Annotated in this window: 16 protein-coding genes; 9 read left to right on the plus strand and 7 right to left on the minus strand. The window is 70.6% G+C overall.

What is annotated here, in order from left to right; genetic code table 11:
* Positions 1-1,295 (plus strand): hypothetical protein (locus G5C60_RS16155; protein WP_241266844.1); only part of this gene is annotated, 1,295 nt, incomplete at its 5' end.
* 52 nt (positions 1,296-1,347) lie between these two features.
* Here the strand turns inward: G5C60_RS16155 and G5C60_RS16160 are convergent.
* Positions 1,348-1,761 (minus strand): VOC family protein, encoded by a 414-nt coding sequence (locus G5C60_RS16160; protein WP_165259714.1) that lies wholly within the window; start codon positions 1,759-1,761, stop codon positions 1,348-1,350.
* Positions 1,762-2,066: 305 nt separating this feature from the next.
* Here G5C60_RS16160 and G5C60_RS16165 point away from each other — a divergent pair, with 305 nt between their 5' ends.
* The 3 genes from G5C60_RS16165 to G5C60_RS16175 all read left to right on the plus strand — a co-directional run bounded on the left by G5C60_RS16165 (position 2,067) and on the right by G5C60_RS16175 (position 5,209).
* Positions 2,067-3,665 carry an ATP-binding cassette domain-containing protein gene (locus tag G5C60_RS16165; RefSeq protein ID WP_165259716.1) on the plus strand — a complete coding sequence of 533 codons (1,599 nt, stop codon included), beginning with the start codon at positions 2,067-2,069 and terminating at the stop codon, positions 3,663-3,665.
* Positions 3,666-4,049: 384 nt separating this feature from the next.
* Entirely contained in the window at positions 4,050-4,271 is a 222-nt protein-coding gene (locus G5C60_RS16170) for a helix-turn-helix domain-containing protein (RefSeq protein ID WP_006123601.1), read from the plus strand.
* 146 nt (positions 4,272-4,417) lie between these two features.
* The gene (locus G5C60_RS16175) at positions 4,418-5,209 is read left to right on the plus strand and encodes an enoyl-CoA hydratase/isomerase family protein (RefSeq protein ID WP_165259718.1); all 792 of its coding nucleotides are present in this window, start codon (positions 4,418-4,420) and stop codon (positions 5,207-5,209) included.
* Positions 5,210-5,300: 91 nt separating this feature from the next.
* Here the strand turns inward: G5C60_RS16175 and G5C60_RS16180 are convergent, their stop codons facing one another.
* The gene (locus tag G5C60_RS16180) at positions 5,301-6,068 is read right to left on the minus strand and encodes a nucleopolyhedrovirus P10 family protein (RefSeq protein ID WP_165259720.1); all 768 of its coding nucleotides are present in this window, start codon (positions 6,066-6,068) and stop codon (positions 5,301-5,303) included.
* Positions 6,069-6,157: 89 nt separating this feature from the next.
* Here G5C60_RS16180 and G5C60_RS16185 point away from each other — a divergent pair, with 89 nt between their 5' ends.
* Genes G5C60_RS16185 through amaP form a run of 5 tightly spaced genes read left to right on the plus strand, consistent with a single transcriptional unit; the run spans position 6,158 to position 8,534 of the window.
* Complete coding sequence (locus G5C60_RS16185; RefSeq protein WP_165259722.1) at positions 6,158-6,652, plus strand: Asp23/Gls24 family envelope stress response protein; 495 nt, start codon at positions 6,158-6,160, stop codon at positions 6,650-6,652.
* A gap of 45 nt (positions 6,653-6,697) precedes the next feature.
* Entirely contained in the window at positions 6,698-6,883 is a 186-nt protein-coding gene (locus G5C60_RS16190; RefSeq protein ID WP_165259724.1) for a hypothetical protein, read from the plus strand.
* 5 nt (positions 6,884-6,888) lie between these two features.
* Entirely contained in the window at positions 6,889-7,278 is a 390-nt protein-coding gene (locus tag G5C60_RS16195; protein ID WP_165259726.1) for an Asp23/Gls24 family envelope stress response protein, read from the plus strand.
* Positions 7,275-7,949 carry a DUF6286 domain-containing protein gene (locus G5C60_RS16200; RefSeq protein ID WP_165259728.1) on the plus strand — a complete coding sequence of 225 codons (675 nt, stop codon included), beginning with the start codon at positions 7,275-7,277 and terminating at the stop codon, positions 7,947-7,949. Before G5C60_RS16195 ends, G5C60_RS16200 begins: the two co-directional genes overlap by 4 nt.
* A 6-nt stretch (positions 7,950-7,955) precedes the next feature.
* A complete protein-coding gene (amaP, locus tag G5C60_RS16205) occupies positions 7,956-8,534 on the plus strand; it encodes an alkaline shock response membrane anchor protein AmaP (protein ID WP_165259730.1) in 579 nt (192 codons plus the stop codon).
* Between the two features lie 132 nt (positions 8,535-8,666).
* Here amaP and G5C60_RS16210 read toward each other — a convergent pair whose 3' ends face one another.
* The 5 genes from G5C60_RS16210 to G5C60_RS16230 all read right to left on the minus strand — a co-directional run bounded on the left by G5C60_RS16210 (position 8,667) and on the right by G5C60_RS16230 (position 16,888).
* Positions 8,667-9,422 (minus strand): SDR family oxidoreductase, encoded by a 756-nt coding sequence (locus tag G5C60_RS16210; protein ID WP_165259732.1) that lies wholly within the window; start codon positions 9,420-9,422, stop codon positions 8,667-8,669.
* A 5-nt stretch (positions 9,423-9,427) separates the two neighbouring features.
* Positions 9,428-11,200 (minus strand): glycoside hydrolase family 15 protein, encoded by a 1,773-nt coding sequence (locus G5C60_RS16215; protein WP_165259810.1) that lies wholly within the window; start codon positions 11,198-11,200, stop codon positions 9,428-9,430.
* 478 nt (positions 11,201-11,678) lie between these two features.
* Positions 11,679-12,470 (minus strand): SURF1 family cytochrome oxidase biogenesis protein, encoded by a 792-nt coding sequence (locus G5C60_RS16220; RefSeq protein ID WP_165259734.1) that lies wholly within the window; start codon positions 12,468-12,470, stop codon positions 11,679-11,681.
* Positions 12,471-12,727: 257 nt separating this feature from the next.
* On the minus strand, positions 12,728-13,723 hold the full coding sequence (locus tag G5C60_RS16225) for a DEDDh family exonuclease (protein WP_165259736.1): 996 nt from the start codon (positions 13,721-13,723) through the stop codon (positions 12,728-12,730).
* 69 nt (positions 13,724-13,792) lie between these two features.
* A complete protein-coding gene (locus G5C60_RS16230; RefSeq protein WP_206439595.1) occupies positions 13,793-16,888 on the minus strand; it encodes an NACHT domain-containing protein in 3,096 nt (1,031 codons plus the stop codon).
* Positions 16,889-17,086 lie beyond the last annotated feature (198 nt).

Genomic DNA, 17,086 nt, shown 5'->3' on the forward strand with positions numbered 1-17,086 from the left:
GCCCGCCCGAGGGCACCCCGGCACCCGCGGAGCTGGCCCGCATGGCGCGCGCCCAGCTCGCCGGCGCGGTCCGCATCGCCCGCTGGGCCGACACCGCCCTGAGTCCCGGCAGGGACCGCGACGGCGCGGCCCCCGACGGTACGGGCACGCTGCCCGACGCGACCGCCCGACGGGCCGCCGGCGACCTGGCCCTGACTCCGGCTCAGGTCCGCGCGGACTGGGACACCGCACGTCTCGCGGGCCTCATCGAGGTACACGGCGACAGCGCGCGCCCCGGCTGGCGACTGCGCGCCTGGGACCGCGACGACAGCGCCGTACTGCGCGGCTGGGTCGCCCTCTTCGACGCCTGGTCGCTCGCCTGCCCGGAACCGGAGGACCACGAGCACGCGGCCGTCGCCGAGGTCGTCTCCGCGATGCCCCAGGTGCTCTCCTTCCTCCAGCTCTCGGCCGGTCCCGTCCCCGTCACCCAACTCTTCGACCTGCTCGAACAGCGCGTCACGGAACTGCGCACCGAGCGCTGCGAAATCCCGTACGTCCCGCAGCCGGAACCCGTCGAGAGCCCGGCCGAGGACACCCCGCTGGCCCCCCTGCTCGACTGGGCCCTGCATGCCCTGGCCTCCGTGGGCGCCCTCACCTGCGCCGACGGCCAGGCCACCCTCACCCCGCTCGGCAGCTGGGCCGTCTGGGTCAAGCTGGAGCAGATCTGCGTCGCCGCGCAGAGCCCCGCCGGGAACATCGAGCAGTCCGCCGAGGACATGCTCCGCGGCTGTGCCCAGCTGCGTCCGAACGCGGCCCGTGCCGAATACCGCGCCTGGCTCGCCGCCCGCCCCGTCGGCAGCGCCGTCACCGAACTCCTCGACGCCGCACGGGGCGAGGACGCCCTGCTGCGCGGGCTCGCCTTCGAAGCGCTGCGCGTGGTCGGCTCCCCCGCCGAGCCGGACGTACGCGCCGTCGTCGACGAGACCCACTTGCGTCCGTACGCCCTGCTGTGGCTGGCCGTGCACGACGGTCACGACCCCGAGGACGCCCACGAGGTGCTCACCCGCGAGGAGGCCACCTGGCTGTGGGTGGACACCGCCGCGGCCGTCGCCGACCACGGTGAAGCCCCGCTCCTCGTACGGCACTTGGAGTCCGCGGTGCAGCCCACCGTGCCCGCGCTCCTCGACGAGGTACGCGCGGTCGGCCACCCCCGCACCGTGCAGGTCCTGGTCGCCCTCGCCGCCGCGCACCCCGACCCGACCCTGGCCAAGGCCGTACGCCGCGCCGCCTTCCAGGTGCACACCGGAGGCAACTGAGCACGTCGGCCGGGCAAGAACCTGGGCGGCGTCGGGCTGGTCAGGCGCCTGTTCAGGCCTGTATCTCGGGGGCGTATGTGCCGAAGCTCCAGATATTGCCCTCGATGTCCCGGGCCATGTAGTCCCGCGACCCGTAGTCCTGGTCCGTCGGGGGCATGAGGATCTCCGCCCCGTGGTCGACGGCCTGCTGATGGTGCGCGTCGATGTCGTCCACGACGACGTACACCCCGCAGGGACCCGCGCCCTTCATCGCCTCGTCGAAGCGGCCGCCGCGGCCCCTGGAGCCGAGCATCACCGCGCCGTTGCCCTGCACCAGTTCCGCGTGCAGCACCATGCCGTCCTCCCCCTCGTACACCGACGCCTCGGTGAAGCCGAAGGCCTCCGTGAGCTGCCTGATCGCGGCCTTCGCGTCCGCGTACAGCAGCGTCGGAAAAATGCTCGGACGTCCGCCGACCGTGCCCGCCATGCCGACCACTTCCTCTCGCCTCGTCGCCGGAATGTGACCTGCTCCTCAGTCTTGCACCCGGCACTGACAACGCCCTCCGAGCCGACCGCTGCGAGGACCCTGGTGAGGGTCGTCCTGCCGCTGACACCGGGCCCTCCCCGGCAGGGAACTGCCGGGCCGTAAAGGTGACGTAGAACATGTGCGCGCAGAAAAACTGCTTGCAAGCCGCCGTTAGACTTGGCCCATGGCCATTCTCCTCGCGCATTAGACGGCGTGAACGACCTCAGCCGCCCACCCCGTCATCGACCCTGCCCTGGAGTCTGTCCGTGATTTCCGCTTCCGGTATCGAGCTGCGTGCCGGTGCCCGCATCCTCATCGAGTCCGCCACCTTCCGCATCACCAAGGGCGACCGCATCGGCCTGGTCGGTCGCAATGGCGCGGGCAAGACGACCCTCACCAAGGTCCTCGCAGGTGAGGGCGTCCCCGCCGCGGGCACCGTCACCCGCTCCGGCGAGGTCGGCTACCTCCCGCAGGACCCGCGCACCGGCGACCTCGACATGCTCGCCCGCGACCGCGTCCTGTCCGCGCGCGGCCTTGACACCCTGATCCGCAAGATGCGCGAGAACGAGCAGCGCATCGCCAACGGCAGCGGCGCCACGCGCGAGAAGGCGCTGAGGCAGTACGAGCGGCAGGAGACCGAGTTCCTCACCAAGGGCGGGTACGCCGCCGAGGCCGAGGCCGCCACCATCGCCGCCGCGCTCAACCTGCCCGACCGGGTGCTCGGCCAGCCCCTGCATACGCTCTCCGGCGGTCAGCGCCGCCGTATCGAGCTGGCCCGCATCCTCTTCTCGGACGCGGACACGCTGCTCCTCGACGAGCCGACGAACCACCTCGACGCCGACTCGATCGTCTGGCTGCGCGACTACCTGAAGACCTACCGCGGCGGCTTCATCGTGATCTCCCACGACGTCGACCTCGTCGAGACGGTCGTCAACAAGGTCTTCTACCTGGACGCCAACCGCTCCCAGATCGACGTCTACAACATGGGCTGGAAGCTCTACCAGCAGCAGCGCGAGGCCGACGAGAAGCGCCGCAAGCGCGAGCGGCAGAACGCCGAGAAGAAGGCTTCCGCCCTCCACTCGCAGGCCGACAAGATGCGTGCCAAGGCCACCAAGACGGTCGCCGCGCAGAACATGGCCCGCCGCGCCGACAAGCTGCTGGCCGGCCTGGAGGCCGAGCGCAAGTCCGACAAGGTCGCCAAGCTGCGCTTTCCCGAGCCCGCGCCCTGCGGCAAGACGCCGCTCATGGCCGAGGGCCTGTCGAAGTCGTACGGCTCCCTGGAGATCTTCACCGATGTCGACCTGGCCATCGACAAGGGCTCGCGCGTCGTCATCCTCGGCCTCAACGGCGCGGGAAAGACCACCCTGTTGAGACTTCTCGGCGGTGTGGAGAAGCCCGACACCGGCCAGGTCATCGAGGGTCACGGCCTCAAGCTCGGCTACTACGCGCAGGAGCACGAGACCCTCGACCCGGACCGCACGGTGCTGGAGAACATGCGCTCCGCGAACCCCGACCTCGACCTCGTCGAGGTACGCAAGACGCTGGGCTCGTTCCTGTTCTCCGGCGACGACGTCGACAAGCCGGCCCGGGTCCTCTCCGGCGGAGAGAAGACCCGCCTCGCACTCGCCACCCTCGTGGTGTCGTCCGCGAACGTCCTCCTCCTCGACGAGCCGACCAACAACCTCGACCCGGCCAGCCGCGAGGAGATCCTCGGCGCCCTGCGCACCTACAAGGGCGCCGTCGTCCTCGTCACGCACGACGAGGGCGCGGTCGACGCGCTCCAGCCGGAGCGGATCATCCTGCTGCCGGACGGCGTCGAGGACCTGTGGGGCGCGGACTACGCGGACCTGGTGGCCCTCGCCTGAGCCCGCGCGGGCGTCTGCCGGAAGCCCGAGCGGCGTCAGCGGCGCTTGATCGAAAGACTGATCAACTGCGTATGGATCATTCGGCCCATCCGTGATCCATCATCTGTGTGAGATCTCCTCGTACCGAGGTGTGTCCTACATCGATTTCGCGGCCGGACCCTCCGTTCTCCTGGGCCCGGCCGCCACACTTCGCTGACCTGGACCTTCGTCGACGAACCCGTTCGGCCGTACGGACGCGGCCGCCCGGAACCATGAATTCCGCTCGTGAGGACGGGCTTGCGTGTCTCAAAGCTTGTCCCACGGACCTTGCCGAATGGGTGGCCAGGAAGCTCTTGAGGGGTGATCATGAGAAGTCCAGAGCGCACTTCCCATGAGGAGGCACGGGTGGCCGAGACTCTGAAGAAGGGCAGCCGGGTGACCGGCGCCGCGCGCGACAAGCTCGCGGCAGACCTGAAGAAGAAGTACGACTCCGGTGCAAGCATCCGGGCACTGGCCGAGGAGACCGGCCGCTCGTATGGCTTCGTCCACCGGATGCTCAGCGAGTCGGGTGTCACGCTCCGAGGGCGTGGCGGAGCGACGCGCGGTAAGAAGGCCGCGTCGGCCTGAAGCCGGGCGGCTCCGCGTTCTTCGATGGGTGGCCACCCGGTCGGTCGGGTGATCTACCGGGTGGTTACTGTGCAGTCACTTAAGGGTGTGCGCGTACGGCTTCTCGTACGGCACCCACTCTGACCGCACCCATCGGAGGCGCCCGCATGGCTTCGCTCGAACCGGTACTCGACAAGGACGGCGTACGGCTCACCGTCGACGAGGCGATCGCCACGGTGACGCTGACCAACCCGGCCAAGCGCAACGCGCAGAGCCCCGCTCTGTGGCGCGCGCTGGCCGAGGCCGGGCGGCTGCTGCCGGGCACGGTCCGTGTCGTAGTACTGCGCGCGGAGGGCAAGTCCTTCTCCGCGGGACTCGACAGGCAGGCGTTCACGCCCGAGGGGTTCGACGGCGAGCCGTCGTTCATCGAGCTCGCGCGCGGTTCCGAAGCCGAGCTCGACGCGACGATCGCCGAGTACCAGGAGGGTTTCACCTGGTGGCGGCGCAGCGACATCGTGTCCATCGCCGCCGTGCAGGGGCATGCCATCGGGGCGGGCTTCCAGCTCTCGCTCGCCTGTGACCTGCGCGTCGTCGCCGACGACGTGCAGTTCGCCATGCGGGAGACCAGCCTGGGGCTGGTGCCCGACCTCACGGGGACCCATCCGCTGGTGGGGCTCGTCGGGTACGCCCGCGCGCTCGAAATCTGTGCGACGGGGCGGTTCGTGCTGGCCGAGGAGGCCGTGAGCACCGGACTTGCGAATCTCGCTGTGCCTGTGGGCCAGCTTGATGACGCGGTACGGGATCTTGCATCGGCCTTGCTGGCTGCGCCGCGGGACGCCGTGATCGAGACCAAGGCCTTGTTGCAGGGGGTTTCCGGGCGCACGTACGAGGAGCAGCGTGCCGCGGAGCGCTCCGCGCAGGGGCGGCGGTTGCGGGACCTTGCGGGGCTCGGCGACTGATTTTTTGCGGGTAGTACGTCAGCTGCGGGTTGTTCGTGGCTGGTCGCGCAGTTCCCCGCGCCCCTGAAGGGGCGCTCCCGACCTGGTCCGCTCAGCCTGTGACCCCCGTGACCAGTACCGCCACCGACGGGTGATCCGGCAGTGCCTCGCTCGCCGCTGCGCGGACCTCGCGGGCCACTTCCAGTGTGCGGCGGTCCGCGTGGACCTCGAGCTCGACGCGGACGTGACGGCGCGGGAGCGCACCCTCACCGGGGCCCTCCTCGATGTGCACCGGGCGGCGCAGGCCGCCGAGCGTGCCGGTCAGGCGGGTCACGCCCGGGACAGCCAGGGCGGCGGCGGCCACTCGGGACTCGTCGTCGCCCAGCTCGGGCTCGGACTCGGGCTGAGATTCCTCGGTCTGCTGCCGCTCATCAGGGCGTACGTCGCTCCCGTCGCCCTCCGCAACGCCCGCGTCCCCCTCCTCCAGCAACCCCGTCACCCGTAGATCCACCTCCGTGACCGACAGCCCGAGCCGCTCCGTCGCCGCCTCGGCGAGGGCCGCGCGGAGGCGGGACGCGAGTGCCGGGAGGGGTTCGCCGGTCGCGAGCGTGGCCGTGAACTCACCGCTGATCCGCAGCGAACCCGGCGGCAGCGCGCTCGGTGGGGGCGGCACGGCGGCCACGTACGTCTGATCCGGGTCGGCGAGCGTGAGCCGCAGCGTGCCGAGGTGTATGCCGGGCACATGGCGAGCCGCGCGGCGCAGTACCGCGTCCGCTGCCGATTCCGCCAGCCACGCACCGTCCCGCGCCCCGCCCAGGGGCAGGAGTCTGCCGAAACGGAGCTGACGCCGTACTGCCTGGGCCCACTGATCCGCCGTCATCGTTCCAGACTGCCGCATCTCCGGCTGCACGGCCGCACAACCACACTTACTGTGAGTGCAGGAACAGAAGCCGGAAGGGGCGCACGGCCATGACCGACATGACGCAGCGGAACCGGACGGAGAACCCCGAGAGCGAGACGGGGGCGCCGGACGTACAGCCCCGCAGGACCAGTGTGACCAAGCGCGGCGGAGGCGACCCGGCCTCCCGTGGACGTACCACCATCGCGGACGGCGTGGTGGAGAAGATCGCCGGGCTCGCGGCCCGCGACGTGCTCGGAGTGCATGCGATGGGCAGCGGGCTCTCGCGCACCTTCGGGGCGATGCGCGACCGGGTCCCGGGCGGTGCGAAGTCCGTGACCCGGGGGGTGAAGGCCGAGGTCGGTGAGGTGCAGACGGCGCTCGATCTGGAGATCGTCGTCGACTACGGCGTCTCGATCACCGATGTGGCCAGCGCCGTGCGCGAGAACGTCATCGCGGCCGTCGAGCGCATGACGGGCCTTGAAGTCGTCGAGGTCAATATCGCGGTCAGCGATGTCAAACTGCCGGAAGAAGAGGAAGAGGAGTCGGAGACTCGGCTTCAGTAGCCCCGGCCCCTATGTGACGCTATGTGACGCGCAGAGGAGCGCAGCATGAGCCTGGCCGTGGTCGGCATGATCGCCGGAATGGCGCTGGGTTTCGCCGGGTATTTCGGCGGGTTCGGTGCCTTCCTTCTGGTGGCGGCCCTGGGTGCCGTCGGCTTCGTCGTGGGCCGGTTCCTGGAAGGGGACTGGGAAGTCGGTGACTTCTTCCGCACCCGCGACAACCGGCGGCGGTGACGTCCGTGACCGGTGAGCTCGCCACGTCCGGAGCACCCCTCCGGCCCGGCAGCCCCGGCCGGACCGTCGCACCGGCCGAGCGCGGCGCGATCAGGATCGCCGACCGGGTCGTCGCGAAGATCGCTTCCCAGGCGGCGCGCGAGGCGCTCGACGTACTGCCTCCTGACGCCGTGCCGCCGCACGCCACCGTCGTCGTGCACCACGACGTCGCCCGCGTACGCATCAACCTGGAACTCGACTACCCCTCCGACATCGGCGCCCAGTGCGCCGCCGTGCGTCGCCAAGTCGCACAGCGGGTAAGGATGTTGGCGGGTATGCAGGTGCCCGAGGTCGCCGTCCAGGTGGAGCGCCTGCACTCCGCGCAGGCACGCGCGGCACAGGGGAGGACGCAATGAGCGAGTCCCAGGGCTCCGAGAGCACCCGTCAGCTGCCTGTCATCGAGAAGGCGGCCGAGAGCGAACTCGGCCAGTCCGCTTCCGCGGCGGCATACGATCCGCTGCCCACCCTCGACGCCGCGGACGACGGGAACGGCCGCTTCTGGTCCGTACGCCGGGTCCCCGCGGGCATTCTCGCGCTGCTGATCCTGGGCGGCGCGGGCCTCCTCCTGTACGACATCGTCTCCGTGCGCGCCGACCGGACCGTCATGGCATGGCGCAGGTCCCTCGCCAGGGAGCTGGCCGAGCGGCCCCTCGACGACACATGGGTCCTCGTCGGCGCCGGAGTCGCGGCGGCTCTCGGCCTCTGGCTGCTCGTACTCGCCGTGACGCCCGGCCTGCGGGACGTACTGCCGATGCGCCGCGTCCACGACGACGTACGGGCCGGTCTGCACCGGGGCGCGGCCGCCATGGTGCTGCGCGACCGGGCCATGGAGGTCTCCGGGGTGCGCACGGTGCGGGTGCGGGTAAGACGCAGGAAGGTCGACGTGCGCGCGGTGTCGCACTTCCGTGAACTCGACGACGTACGCACCGACTTGGACGCCGCGCTCACCGACGCCATCAGAGGCCTCGGGCTGGCCCGGCGGCCCGCACTGTCGGTGCATGTCGGGCGGCCGGGACGGAAGGGGTGACGGCCGGTGCTGAGGATTGTGAACCGTGTTCTGGTGGGGCTCGTGGGCCTGCTCCTGATCGTGGGCGGCGGCTCCGTGCTCGCGGTGGGCCTCGGCCTCGAGCCGCCCTCGTGGTGGATCCACGACGGGCAGCGGGACGTGCTGCTGAGCGATGCGGACCGGACGCGCTGGCGGGACGACAGCTGGTGGTGGCCCACCGTCATCGCCGTGCTCGCCGTCGCCGTGCTGCTCGCCCTGTGGTGGCTGACGGCGGTGCTGCGGCGGCGCCGGCTCGCCGAGGTGCTCGTCGATACGGGCGACGGGGAGGGCGCGCTGCTGCGCGGGCGGGCCCTGGAGGGCGTACTGGCCAGTGAGGCGGGCGCGCTGGACGGCGTGCAGCGCGCGCAGACGGCGCTGACCGGGCGGCGCAGCACCCCTCAGGCGCGGGTCCACCTGCTCCTCGAACCGCACGCCGACCCCGGCGACGCGCTGACCCGCCTGACGACGGAGGCACTCGCCCACGCCAGGGACTCCGCCGGCCTGGCCGCGCTGCCCGCGGAGGTACGCCTCCGCGGGGCCAAGCACCGGGCGGAACGGGTCAGTTAGGGCGCGCCCGAAGGGGCAGGCCCCCGAAGGGGGGCGTGCCCCTTAGGGGCGCGGGGCTGTATCAATTTGCGGCTCCGCCGCGTGGGCGCGACCAGCCACAACGGACCCGCAGACACACAACTACCCCGCCGTTCAGAACCCGCGCCGAGCCCCACCATCAACCGGAACCATGATCCCCGTCAGATAAGACGCAGCCGGCGACAGCAGGAACGCGGCCGTGCGGCCGAACTCCTCCGGCGTGCCATAGCGGCGCAGCGGAATGCGGGACTCGTTGGCCGCGCGCGTGACCTCCGGCTCGGGGGACAGGGCGTCGAGTTCGCGGACGCGGTCCGTGTCGATACGGGCCGGGAGCAGGCCGACGACACGGATGCCGCGCGGCCCGAGCTCGTCCGAGAGCGACTTGGCGAAGCCCGCGAGGCCCGGGCGCAGGCCATTGGAGATGGTCAGGCCCGGGATCGGCTCGTACACCGAACCGGAGAGTACAAAACCGATGACGCCGCCCTCGACGAGCTCCGCGGCCGCCGCACGGGCCAGCCGGACCGCGCCCAGGAAGACGGACTCGAACGCCGACTGCCACTGCTCGTCGGTGTTGTCGGCGGCGAAGCCGGGCGCCGGGCCGCCGACGCTGATCAGGATGCCGTCGAAGCCGCCGAAGCGCTCGCGCGCGGCCGCTATCACGCTCGTCGAGGCCGCGGGGTCGGCATTGTCCATGGCGACCCCGTGAGCGTTCGGGCCGAGTGCCGCTGCGGCCTCGGCCACCATCTTCTCGTCCCGGCCCGTGATGATCACCTTCGCGCCGTCGGCGAGGAGTTCCCGCGCGGAGGCGTTGCCCAGGCCGCGGGTGGCCCCGGTGACGACGTAGACACGGTCTTTCAGTCCAAGATCCATGGCCCCTATCCTGCCTCCTCCTCGTCGAACAGGGCGAGGGCTGTGCCCACCAGGCCGATATGGCTGAACGCCTGCGGGAAGTTGCCGAGCTGACGGCCCCTGACGGGGTCGTACTCCTCGGACAGCAGCCCCACATCGTTGCAGAGCGCGACCAGGCGCTCGAACAGCTCGCGCGCCTCCTTCGTACGCCCCGTCATATGCAGCGCGTCCGCGAGCCAGAACGAGCAGACCAGGAACGCGCCCTCACGGCCCGGCAGCCCGTCGATGACCGTCTGCTCCGAGGTGTACCGGCGCAGAAAGCCGTCGTGCCCGAGTTCGTCGCGCACCGCGTCGATCGTGCCGACGACCCGCGGATCGTCCGGCGGCAGAAAGCCGAGGCGGGGGATGAGGAGCAGCGAGGCGTCCAGTTCGCGGGAACCGTAGAACTGCGTGAAGGTGTTCCGCTCCGGGTCGTAGCCGCGCTCGCACACCTCCCGGTGCACCTCGTCGCGCATCGCGCGCCACTGGTCCGGGTCGCCGCTGAGGCCGGGGTTCTCCTCCAGGGTGCGGACGGTGCGGTCGGCGGCCACCCACACCATGATCTTCGAGTGCACGAAGTGGCGGCGCGGGCCGCGGACTTCCCACAGCCCCTCGTCGGGCCTGCGCCAGGCCGACCGCAGGAACTCCATCAGAGCCTGCCGCAGATGCCACATGTCCGGCTTCACGGGCAGGCCGGCGCGCTGCGCGAGCGTGAGGGAGTCGATGACCTCGCCGTACACGTCGAGCTGCCACTGCCGTACGGCGTCGTTGCCGACCCGGACCGGGCCCGTGCAGCGGAATCCGGGCAGCCACGTCACCTCGTACTCGGGGATCCGCCGCTCGCCCGCGAGGCCGTACATGATCTGCAGGTCCGCCGGGTCGCCCGCGGCCGCGCGCAGCAGCCAGTCGCGCCAGGCCTCGGCCTCCTCGTGGTAGCCGCAGGCCAGCAGCGCGCCCAGGGTGAGCGTGGAGTCGCGCAGCCAGCAGTGGCGGTAGTCCCAGTTGCGTACACCGCCGAGTTCCTCCGGGAGAGAGGTCGTGGGGGCCGCGACGATGCCGCCGGTCGGCTCGTACGTGAGAGCTTTGAGGGTGATCAGGGAGCGGATGACCGCGTCCCGGTGCGGACCCCGGTAGCGGCAGTGGGCCGCCCACGCCCGCCAGTCCTCGACGCTGGAGGCCAGCGCCTCGTGCGGGTCGATGAGCGGGGGGCGCGGCTCGTGCGAGGGGTGCCAGGTCATCACAAAGGCGACCTTCTGGCCCTCGGTGATCGTGAACTCCGAGTGCGTGCCGTAGTCCTTGCCCCATGTGCGCACCTCGGGCTCGCTGCGCAGCCACACCGAGTCCGGGCCCGCCACGGCCACCCGATGGCCGTCCGCCCTGCGCATCCACGGCATGATCGAGCCGTAGTCGAAGCGCAGCCGCAGCGTGCTGCGCATGGTCACGCTGCCCTTGAGCCCTTCGACGACGCGTACGACATCGGGGGCGCGGTCGCGCTGCGGCATCAGGTCGGTGACGCGGACCGTGCCGTCGGCGGTCTCCCACTCGGAGTCGAGTACGAGCGACTCCGGCCGGTACGCCCGCCGTGTGCAGGCGCCCGCTCCCTTCGGGGCGATCCTCCAGTGACCGTTCTCCTCGTCGCCCAGCAGCTTCGCGAAGCAGGCCGCCGAGTCGAACCGTGGCAGGCACAGCCAGTCGATCGATCCGTCCCGCCCGACCAGGGCGGCGGTCTGGCGGTCGCCGATGAGCGCGTAGTCCTCGATGGCGGGGACGGTCCTGTCGGCCTTCTTGGCTTCGCGGGGCGGCGCGTCGGGCTCTTTGGACGCGTTCGGCGTGCTGGGCGCACTGGTCGCGCCGGGTGTGTCGGGCTCGTTGGATGAGTGCACGGGTGGCGGGTTCCCGTCACGTCGGGTGACCAATCCGGGCGGGAGCCGTGTCGGCGGTCGGAGCTGTGGGGCCGGGCCGGTGTCGCTTCCGGCGGTAATGGCTATACGGCGGCCGTGTCGTCTCCGGGCGTAATGGCTATATGGCGGCCGTGTCGTCTCCGGGCGTAATGGCTGTACGGCGGCCGGTGTCGCTTCAGGGCGTAATGGCTGTACGGCGGCCGGTGTCGCTGAAGCCGCCGAGGCCTTGTGTCTTCGCCGGGACGGCGTGCTTCCGGCGGTAATGGCTATACGGCGGCCGTGTCGTCTCCGGGCGTAATGGCTGTACGGCGGCCGGTGTCGTCTCCGGGCGTAACGCTTATACGGTGGCCGGTGTCGACTCCGGCGATTCCGTCTTCGCCGCGGCCTCCGCCCGCTCACGGCGCTCACGGCGGACCAGGATCACCCAGCCCACGGGGACGCCCGCGGCGAAGAGCCACCACTGGATGGCGTACGCGTAGTTCAGCGCGGCGTCCTCGTTGCCGGGCCTGCCGATCAGCTCCGGCGTGCCGCCCTTCGGCGCGGGTGCTGTCTGCACGATGTAGCCGCCGAGAGCCTGCACGCCGAGGCGACGGGCCTCCTGCGCGCTGTTGATCAGCATGATCTGCCGGTCCGGCAGTCCCTTGATGTCCTTGATGCCGCTCGCCTCGGTCGTCTCGTCGGGCATGAGCCGCCCGGTGACGGTGATCTCGCCGCGGGGCGGTGCGGGGATCTTGGGGAACGCCGTCTGGGTCGGGGCCCCGGGGATCCAGCCCCGGTTGACGAGCAGGACCTTGCCGTCTTCGAGGACGAAGGGGGTCAGGACGTGGTAGCCGACCTCGTCGTCGGAGTTGGTGCGGCGGCGGACGACGACCTCGTCGTCGGTGTCGAAGCGGCCCTTCGCGGTCACGTTGCGGTACCGCTCGTCGGTGGTGACGCTGTGGCCGGGAGAGGTGAGCTTCTCCACGGGCACCGGCTTGGCGCCCAGCGCCTCGGAGACCAGCTGGTTCCGGGCGGTGCGCTCCTCGTAGCGGTGCATCTGCCAGATGCCCAGCCTGATCATCGTGGGGATGAGGAGCAGGGCGACCAGCGTGAGGATCACCCACTGCCGGGACAACAGGAAGCGGTACACGCTATCGACGGTACCCCGCACGCGTCGGCCCCCGGCGGGAGGGTCCCGCCGAGGGCCGACGCACGCCCGCAGACGTTCGGACTCTGTGGACGTTCAGACTCCGTCGTGCATCACGCCCTGCGCGTGCACCTCGAACGTCATGCCGTAGTCGTTCCCGCAGACCTCGCAACGTGCCATGCGCCACAGGGTGGGCCCGCCGCGGCGGCGCGGGCGAGCGGCCGCCGGGCGAGTCGCCCGCCAATCACCCGTACGCCCCGTCACGCCTCCGAGGCCGGCTCCACATCCAGAAGCAGCTGCCCGAAGGCCGCCTCGTCGACGACCGGAGTTCCGAACTGGCGGGCCTTGGCCGCCTTGGACGTACCGGAGTCCGGGTCGTTCGTGACGAGGAGGCTGGTGAGCCGGGACAGGCTCGTCGCGACATGCAGGCCGGCGTCGACGGCGCGGTCCTCCAGGAGCTCGCGGTCGACCGAGGTGTCCCCGGAGAACGCGATCCGCATGCCCTGCTTGAGTGGCTTGCCCGGTTCGTACCGGCCCGGGTTGGGGTAAGGGCACGCGGGCCGCTTGCGCGAGGGGCGCCAACTCCCGGACCCGTAACCGCCGTAGCCCCCGCCGCCGGACTGCCGGCCGATGCGCGGCGTGGAGCGGTCCGCCCACTCCGTGAGCGGCCGGCACTCGAGGAGTGGCAGTCGCAGGCCACCGCGCGCGGCGGCGTGCAGGCTCGGCCGGAACGCCTCGGCGAGCACGCGCGCGTCGTCCAGCGCGTGGTGCGCGCGCTGCTGCACCACGCCGAAGTGGGCTGCGAGCGACTCCAGTTTGTGGTTGGCCAGCGGCAGGCCCAGCTCCTTGGAGAGCGCGATGGTGCACAGCCGCTGACGGACCGGTGCCTCGCGCTCCGCGCGCGCGTACTCCCGCGCGATCATCGACCAGTCGAAGACGGCGTTGTGCGCGACGAGTACCCGGCCGTCGAGCCGGGCCGCGAACTCCTCGGCGATGTCCTGGAAAAGAGGCGCCCCTTCGAGGACGTCGCTCGTCAGACCGTGGATCCACACCGGGCCGGGATCCCGCTCCGGGTTGACCGTCGTGTACCAGTGGTCCTCCACCTCGCCGCGCGCGTCCAGCCGGTAGACCGCGGCCGACACTATGCGGTCGTCGCGGGCCAGGCCGGTGGTCTCCACGTCGACGACCGCGTATCCCTGCGGATACGCGGCCGGCCACGAGGCTGCGGACGCTGCGGTCGTGCGGTCTTCGAGCATGGTCACCGAGGATAAAGGGCGCGACTGACAGTCCGTTCGCCGGAGTCCGTTCGCGGCCGGTCAGGCCGGTCAGGATGTGAACTTGAGGCGCTCGGGCGGGAAGAGTTCGGCGCCTTTTACCCGGGTGCCGGAGAGGACGCTGACGGTGAGGTTCTGCAGTCCCGCGAGAGGCGCCAGGTTGATGGAGCCCGTGCAACGGGACAACCGCAGATGCCGTAGCCCGGTCAGAGACGTCAAGGGTTCGAGTCCGGAACCGAGTTCGCATTCGCCGAGGGCGATTTCGGCCAGCTCATGATGCCGGGCGAGCGCAGCCGGCTCGACCGTGGCCTGCAGGATCTCGAGCTCCTTCAACCGAGGGACGTGCTCGAGTCGGGCCAGCTGTGCGGTCTGTCGGTAGCCGGAGACGGACAGTGCGTTGAGAGCCGGCCAGCGCTCGATGCCGTCGAGATCGATCTTTCTTGCCTTTGTGTGGAGGCCGAGCCTGGTGAGAGTGTCTCCGGCCGGGATGTCCGCCACGCATGCCGTTTTGGCGGGGACAAAGCCGAGCGTCAGCGCGGCAAGGTCTTGGAGTTCGGCGAGCGGAGCCAGGGATACGTCTGGTGAGAGTTGTTCGAGATAGAGCGTCCGGACAGGAAGCGCCCGCAGTGGGCCGAGATCATGTACTCGAGGACATTCGTAGATGCCGAGCAGCTTCAGCTGTGCCAACGCTGCCAAAGGGGACAGGTCATGAAGTGAGGGATCCTGGGTGAGGAACAACACTTTCGTCTTCGTGCGTGAGGCGATCACTTCAGGGATTCCATGCTCGCCCATGAGCTGGAAGCAGTCGATGTGATCCAGCTCTTTGAGAGCAGCCACCTCTTCAGATGTGCGAACACAGAGGGCGACGTCGTCCAACGGAGCATGCGCCAGCACTGTCTCGGCGTACTCCTGTGTGTCAAAGGCACTCCAGCTGTAGGCGAGCTGGGCGCCGACCTGGGGCCGTGTGTCACTCCTGAACCGCGTGATGACCCCCAGCGCCGAGTCACCGCCGATCAATGTCGCCGTGCACACCACCGCCGCCGCAGTCGAGGCGTCCAGCCCATCCGGCCCCGGCAGCAGTTCCAACACCAACTCGCCCACCTTCGCGAGCTCCGCCGCATCGGCCAGAGACCGCGGCGGCATCAGTTCCCCGGTGAGGGCTTCGACCTCGGCCCGCACCGCAGGATCAAGCTCAGGCGCATGCTGCAGGCACGTGGCAGCGAGAAGCACCAACCGCTGCCGGTACCGCTGCCCGCTGTCCGCCCGCTCCAGCAACTGCCGCAGCAACTGCCCCCGTTCCTCGACGCGCGCGTGCCCCACGGCCATCCGCACCACGTCGTCCCACTGGTCGTGGTGCGCGTGCAGTGCGAGTACGCCGAAGTCGCGGGCCTCCACGGCCGCCTTGGCCCCCAGGTAGTCCCGGAACGTGCGGTGGACGAAGTCCACGGAGCCGGGTACCGGCTCACGGAGGAGACCACTGCGGATCAGCAGGTGGGAGAAGACCTGTGCGGCGTCACCCTGCTCCCGAACCTGGGGCATCACCGCGAGCCACTCGTCGATCATCTCGATGGCGTCGGCCCGGAACGCCTCCATCTGCCCGTTGCGGATCAGCCAGTACGCGAGCCGCTGGAGCAGCGCGGTCTGCTCCTCACGGCTCAGCGTGACGCCCTCGACGTCCGTGATCTCGCGCTCCGTGTCGCGGCGTACGAGCAGCATGTCGAGGGCGGCGTCGTACAACTCCTTGCGGGCACGGGGGAGTTGCATGCGGCGGTCGTGATTCAGGGCGCAGAGCAGGGCGCACATGAGGGGGTTGGTGGCGAGCCGGCCGAGGTCCCGGCGGGTCGCCACGGCCTGGACGAGCCCTCTTTCGCAGGTGTCCAGCCGGTCCCGCTCGACGTCGGACAGACACTCCTGCCGTGCCGAGTCGTGCCAGTGCCCGATGAACGCGCGGATGTCGTGCCGCTCCATGGGGAGCAGGGAATGCGCCGTGAAACCCTGGCCCGCCAGCCAGTCCTCGCGTACGGCGGACGGCCGCATCGTGACGACATACCGAGCCCGGGGGAAGGCCGCGATGAGTTTCTTCAGCCACTTCTCCGTGCGGATCCGCAAACGCCTCGGCACCTCGTCGACACCGTCGACCAGTACCAACCCCCGCCCCCTGACCAGCACATCCTCGACCCAGCCGTAGGGGGCGTCCAGGGGCACACCGGAGGCGGGCAGGAAATCGCCCGGCCGGGGCGGTTCGTCAAGCGTGTTGAACGACCGCAGCCGCAACACGAAGGGAACGCAGCGGTTCCAGTCGGCGAGTTCGGGACCGAAGCTGCGGCGGGCCGCGTTGAGCGCGAGCCACTGGACGAGGGTCGACTTGCCGGAGCCCGCCGGGCCTAGCAGGACGAGCCGGTTGCAGTCGGCCAGCACCTGTTCCACCTTGACGGGGGTCTGCGCGCGCTGGGGCAGACCGGGCCGGTCCCGGCGCGTGTCATCGGTGTGCTGGCCGCTCACGGCGAGGCTGATGTACGCCGTGTCGAGTGACCATTCGGCGCGGGAGCGGTTGCCGAGGGTGATCCCGTAGAGCTCCATACGGCCGTGGGTCTCGGCTATGAACCGCGCGTACCGTTCCTCGAAGCCGAGCGCCACGGCCTCGGGTTTGGGGACTCGCAGCTCGCGCAGCAGCTCCTCGGCCCGCCCCGCGCGCCGCGTCTGCTCGACCGCCGCACGGGCCGCGAACGACGGATGGGCGGTGAGCTGTTCGACGAGATGGGCGCAGCAGCGGGTGAGGAGGTCGGCGTAGAGGTCGCGGGCCTGCTCGGTGAGGTCCGAGGGGGCGGCGCCCAAGGAGTCGCGTACGCGCGCGGGATCCAGGTCCAGTGCGAACAACTGCTCCGCGTCGAGCGGGCCCGCCGCCGCGAAGGTGTCCTCCACGGCGAGGGCGGCGGCCAGGCGCTCGTGGTTGGGGAGGGAGGTGTACGCGGCCGATATGCGGCCAGAAAGGATCTTGGCGAGGCGATCGGGGCCGGCCGGCTTCGGGAACGGCCGTACGGGGGCGGAGACCAGCCCCGCGCCGGGCTTCGGTATGAGGAGGGACTTCGCGAGGGTCGAGGCCACCGTCGTCGCCAGTCGGACGAGCACCACTTCGAGCCCCTGCATCGCTGCCTCCCCGTTGGGCATCCCTGATGAACGTGCCCGTCGTTGAGCGTGCCCGTCGATTGCCCGGTGGTCGGATTGCCCGGTGGCGGGACTTCGCATCGTAGGCCGGGGCGCACGGCTCTTGGCGGACATGGCCAAGAAGCAAGCGCGTACCCTGGTAATACTTGTGGGTAACAACGTCTGGCCGCAGCTCGCCGG

This window comes from Streptomyces scabichelini (assembly GCF_011045015.1).
In the GTDB taxonomy this organism is placed as follows: Bacteria; Actinomycetota; Actinomycetes; order Streptomycetales; family Streptomycetaceae; genus Streptomyces; species Streptomyces scabichelini.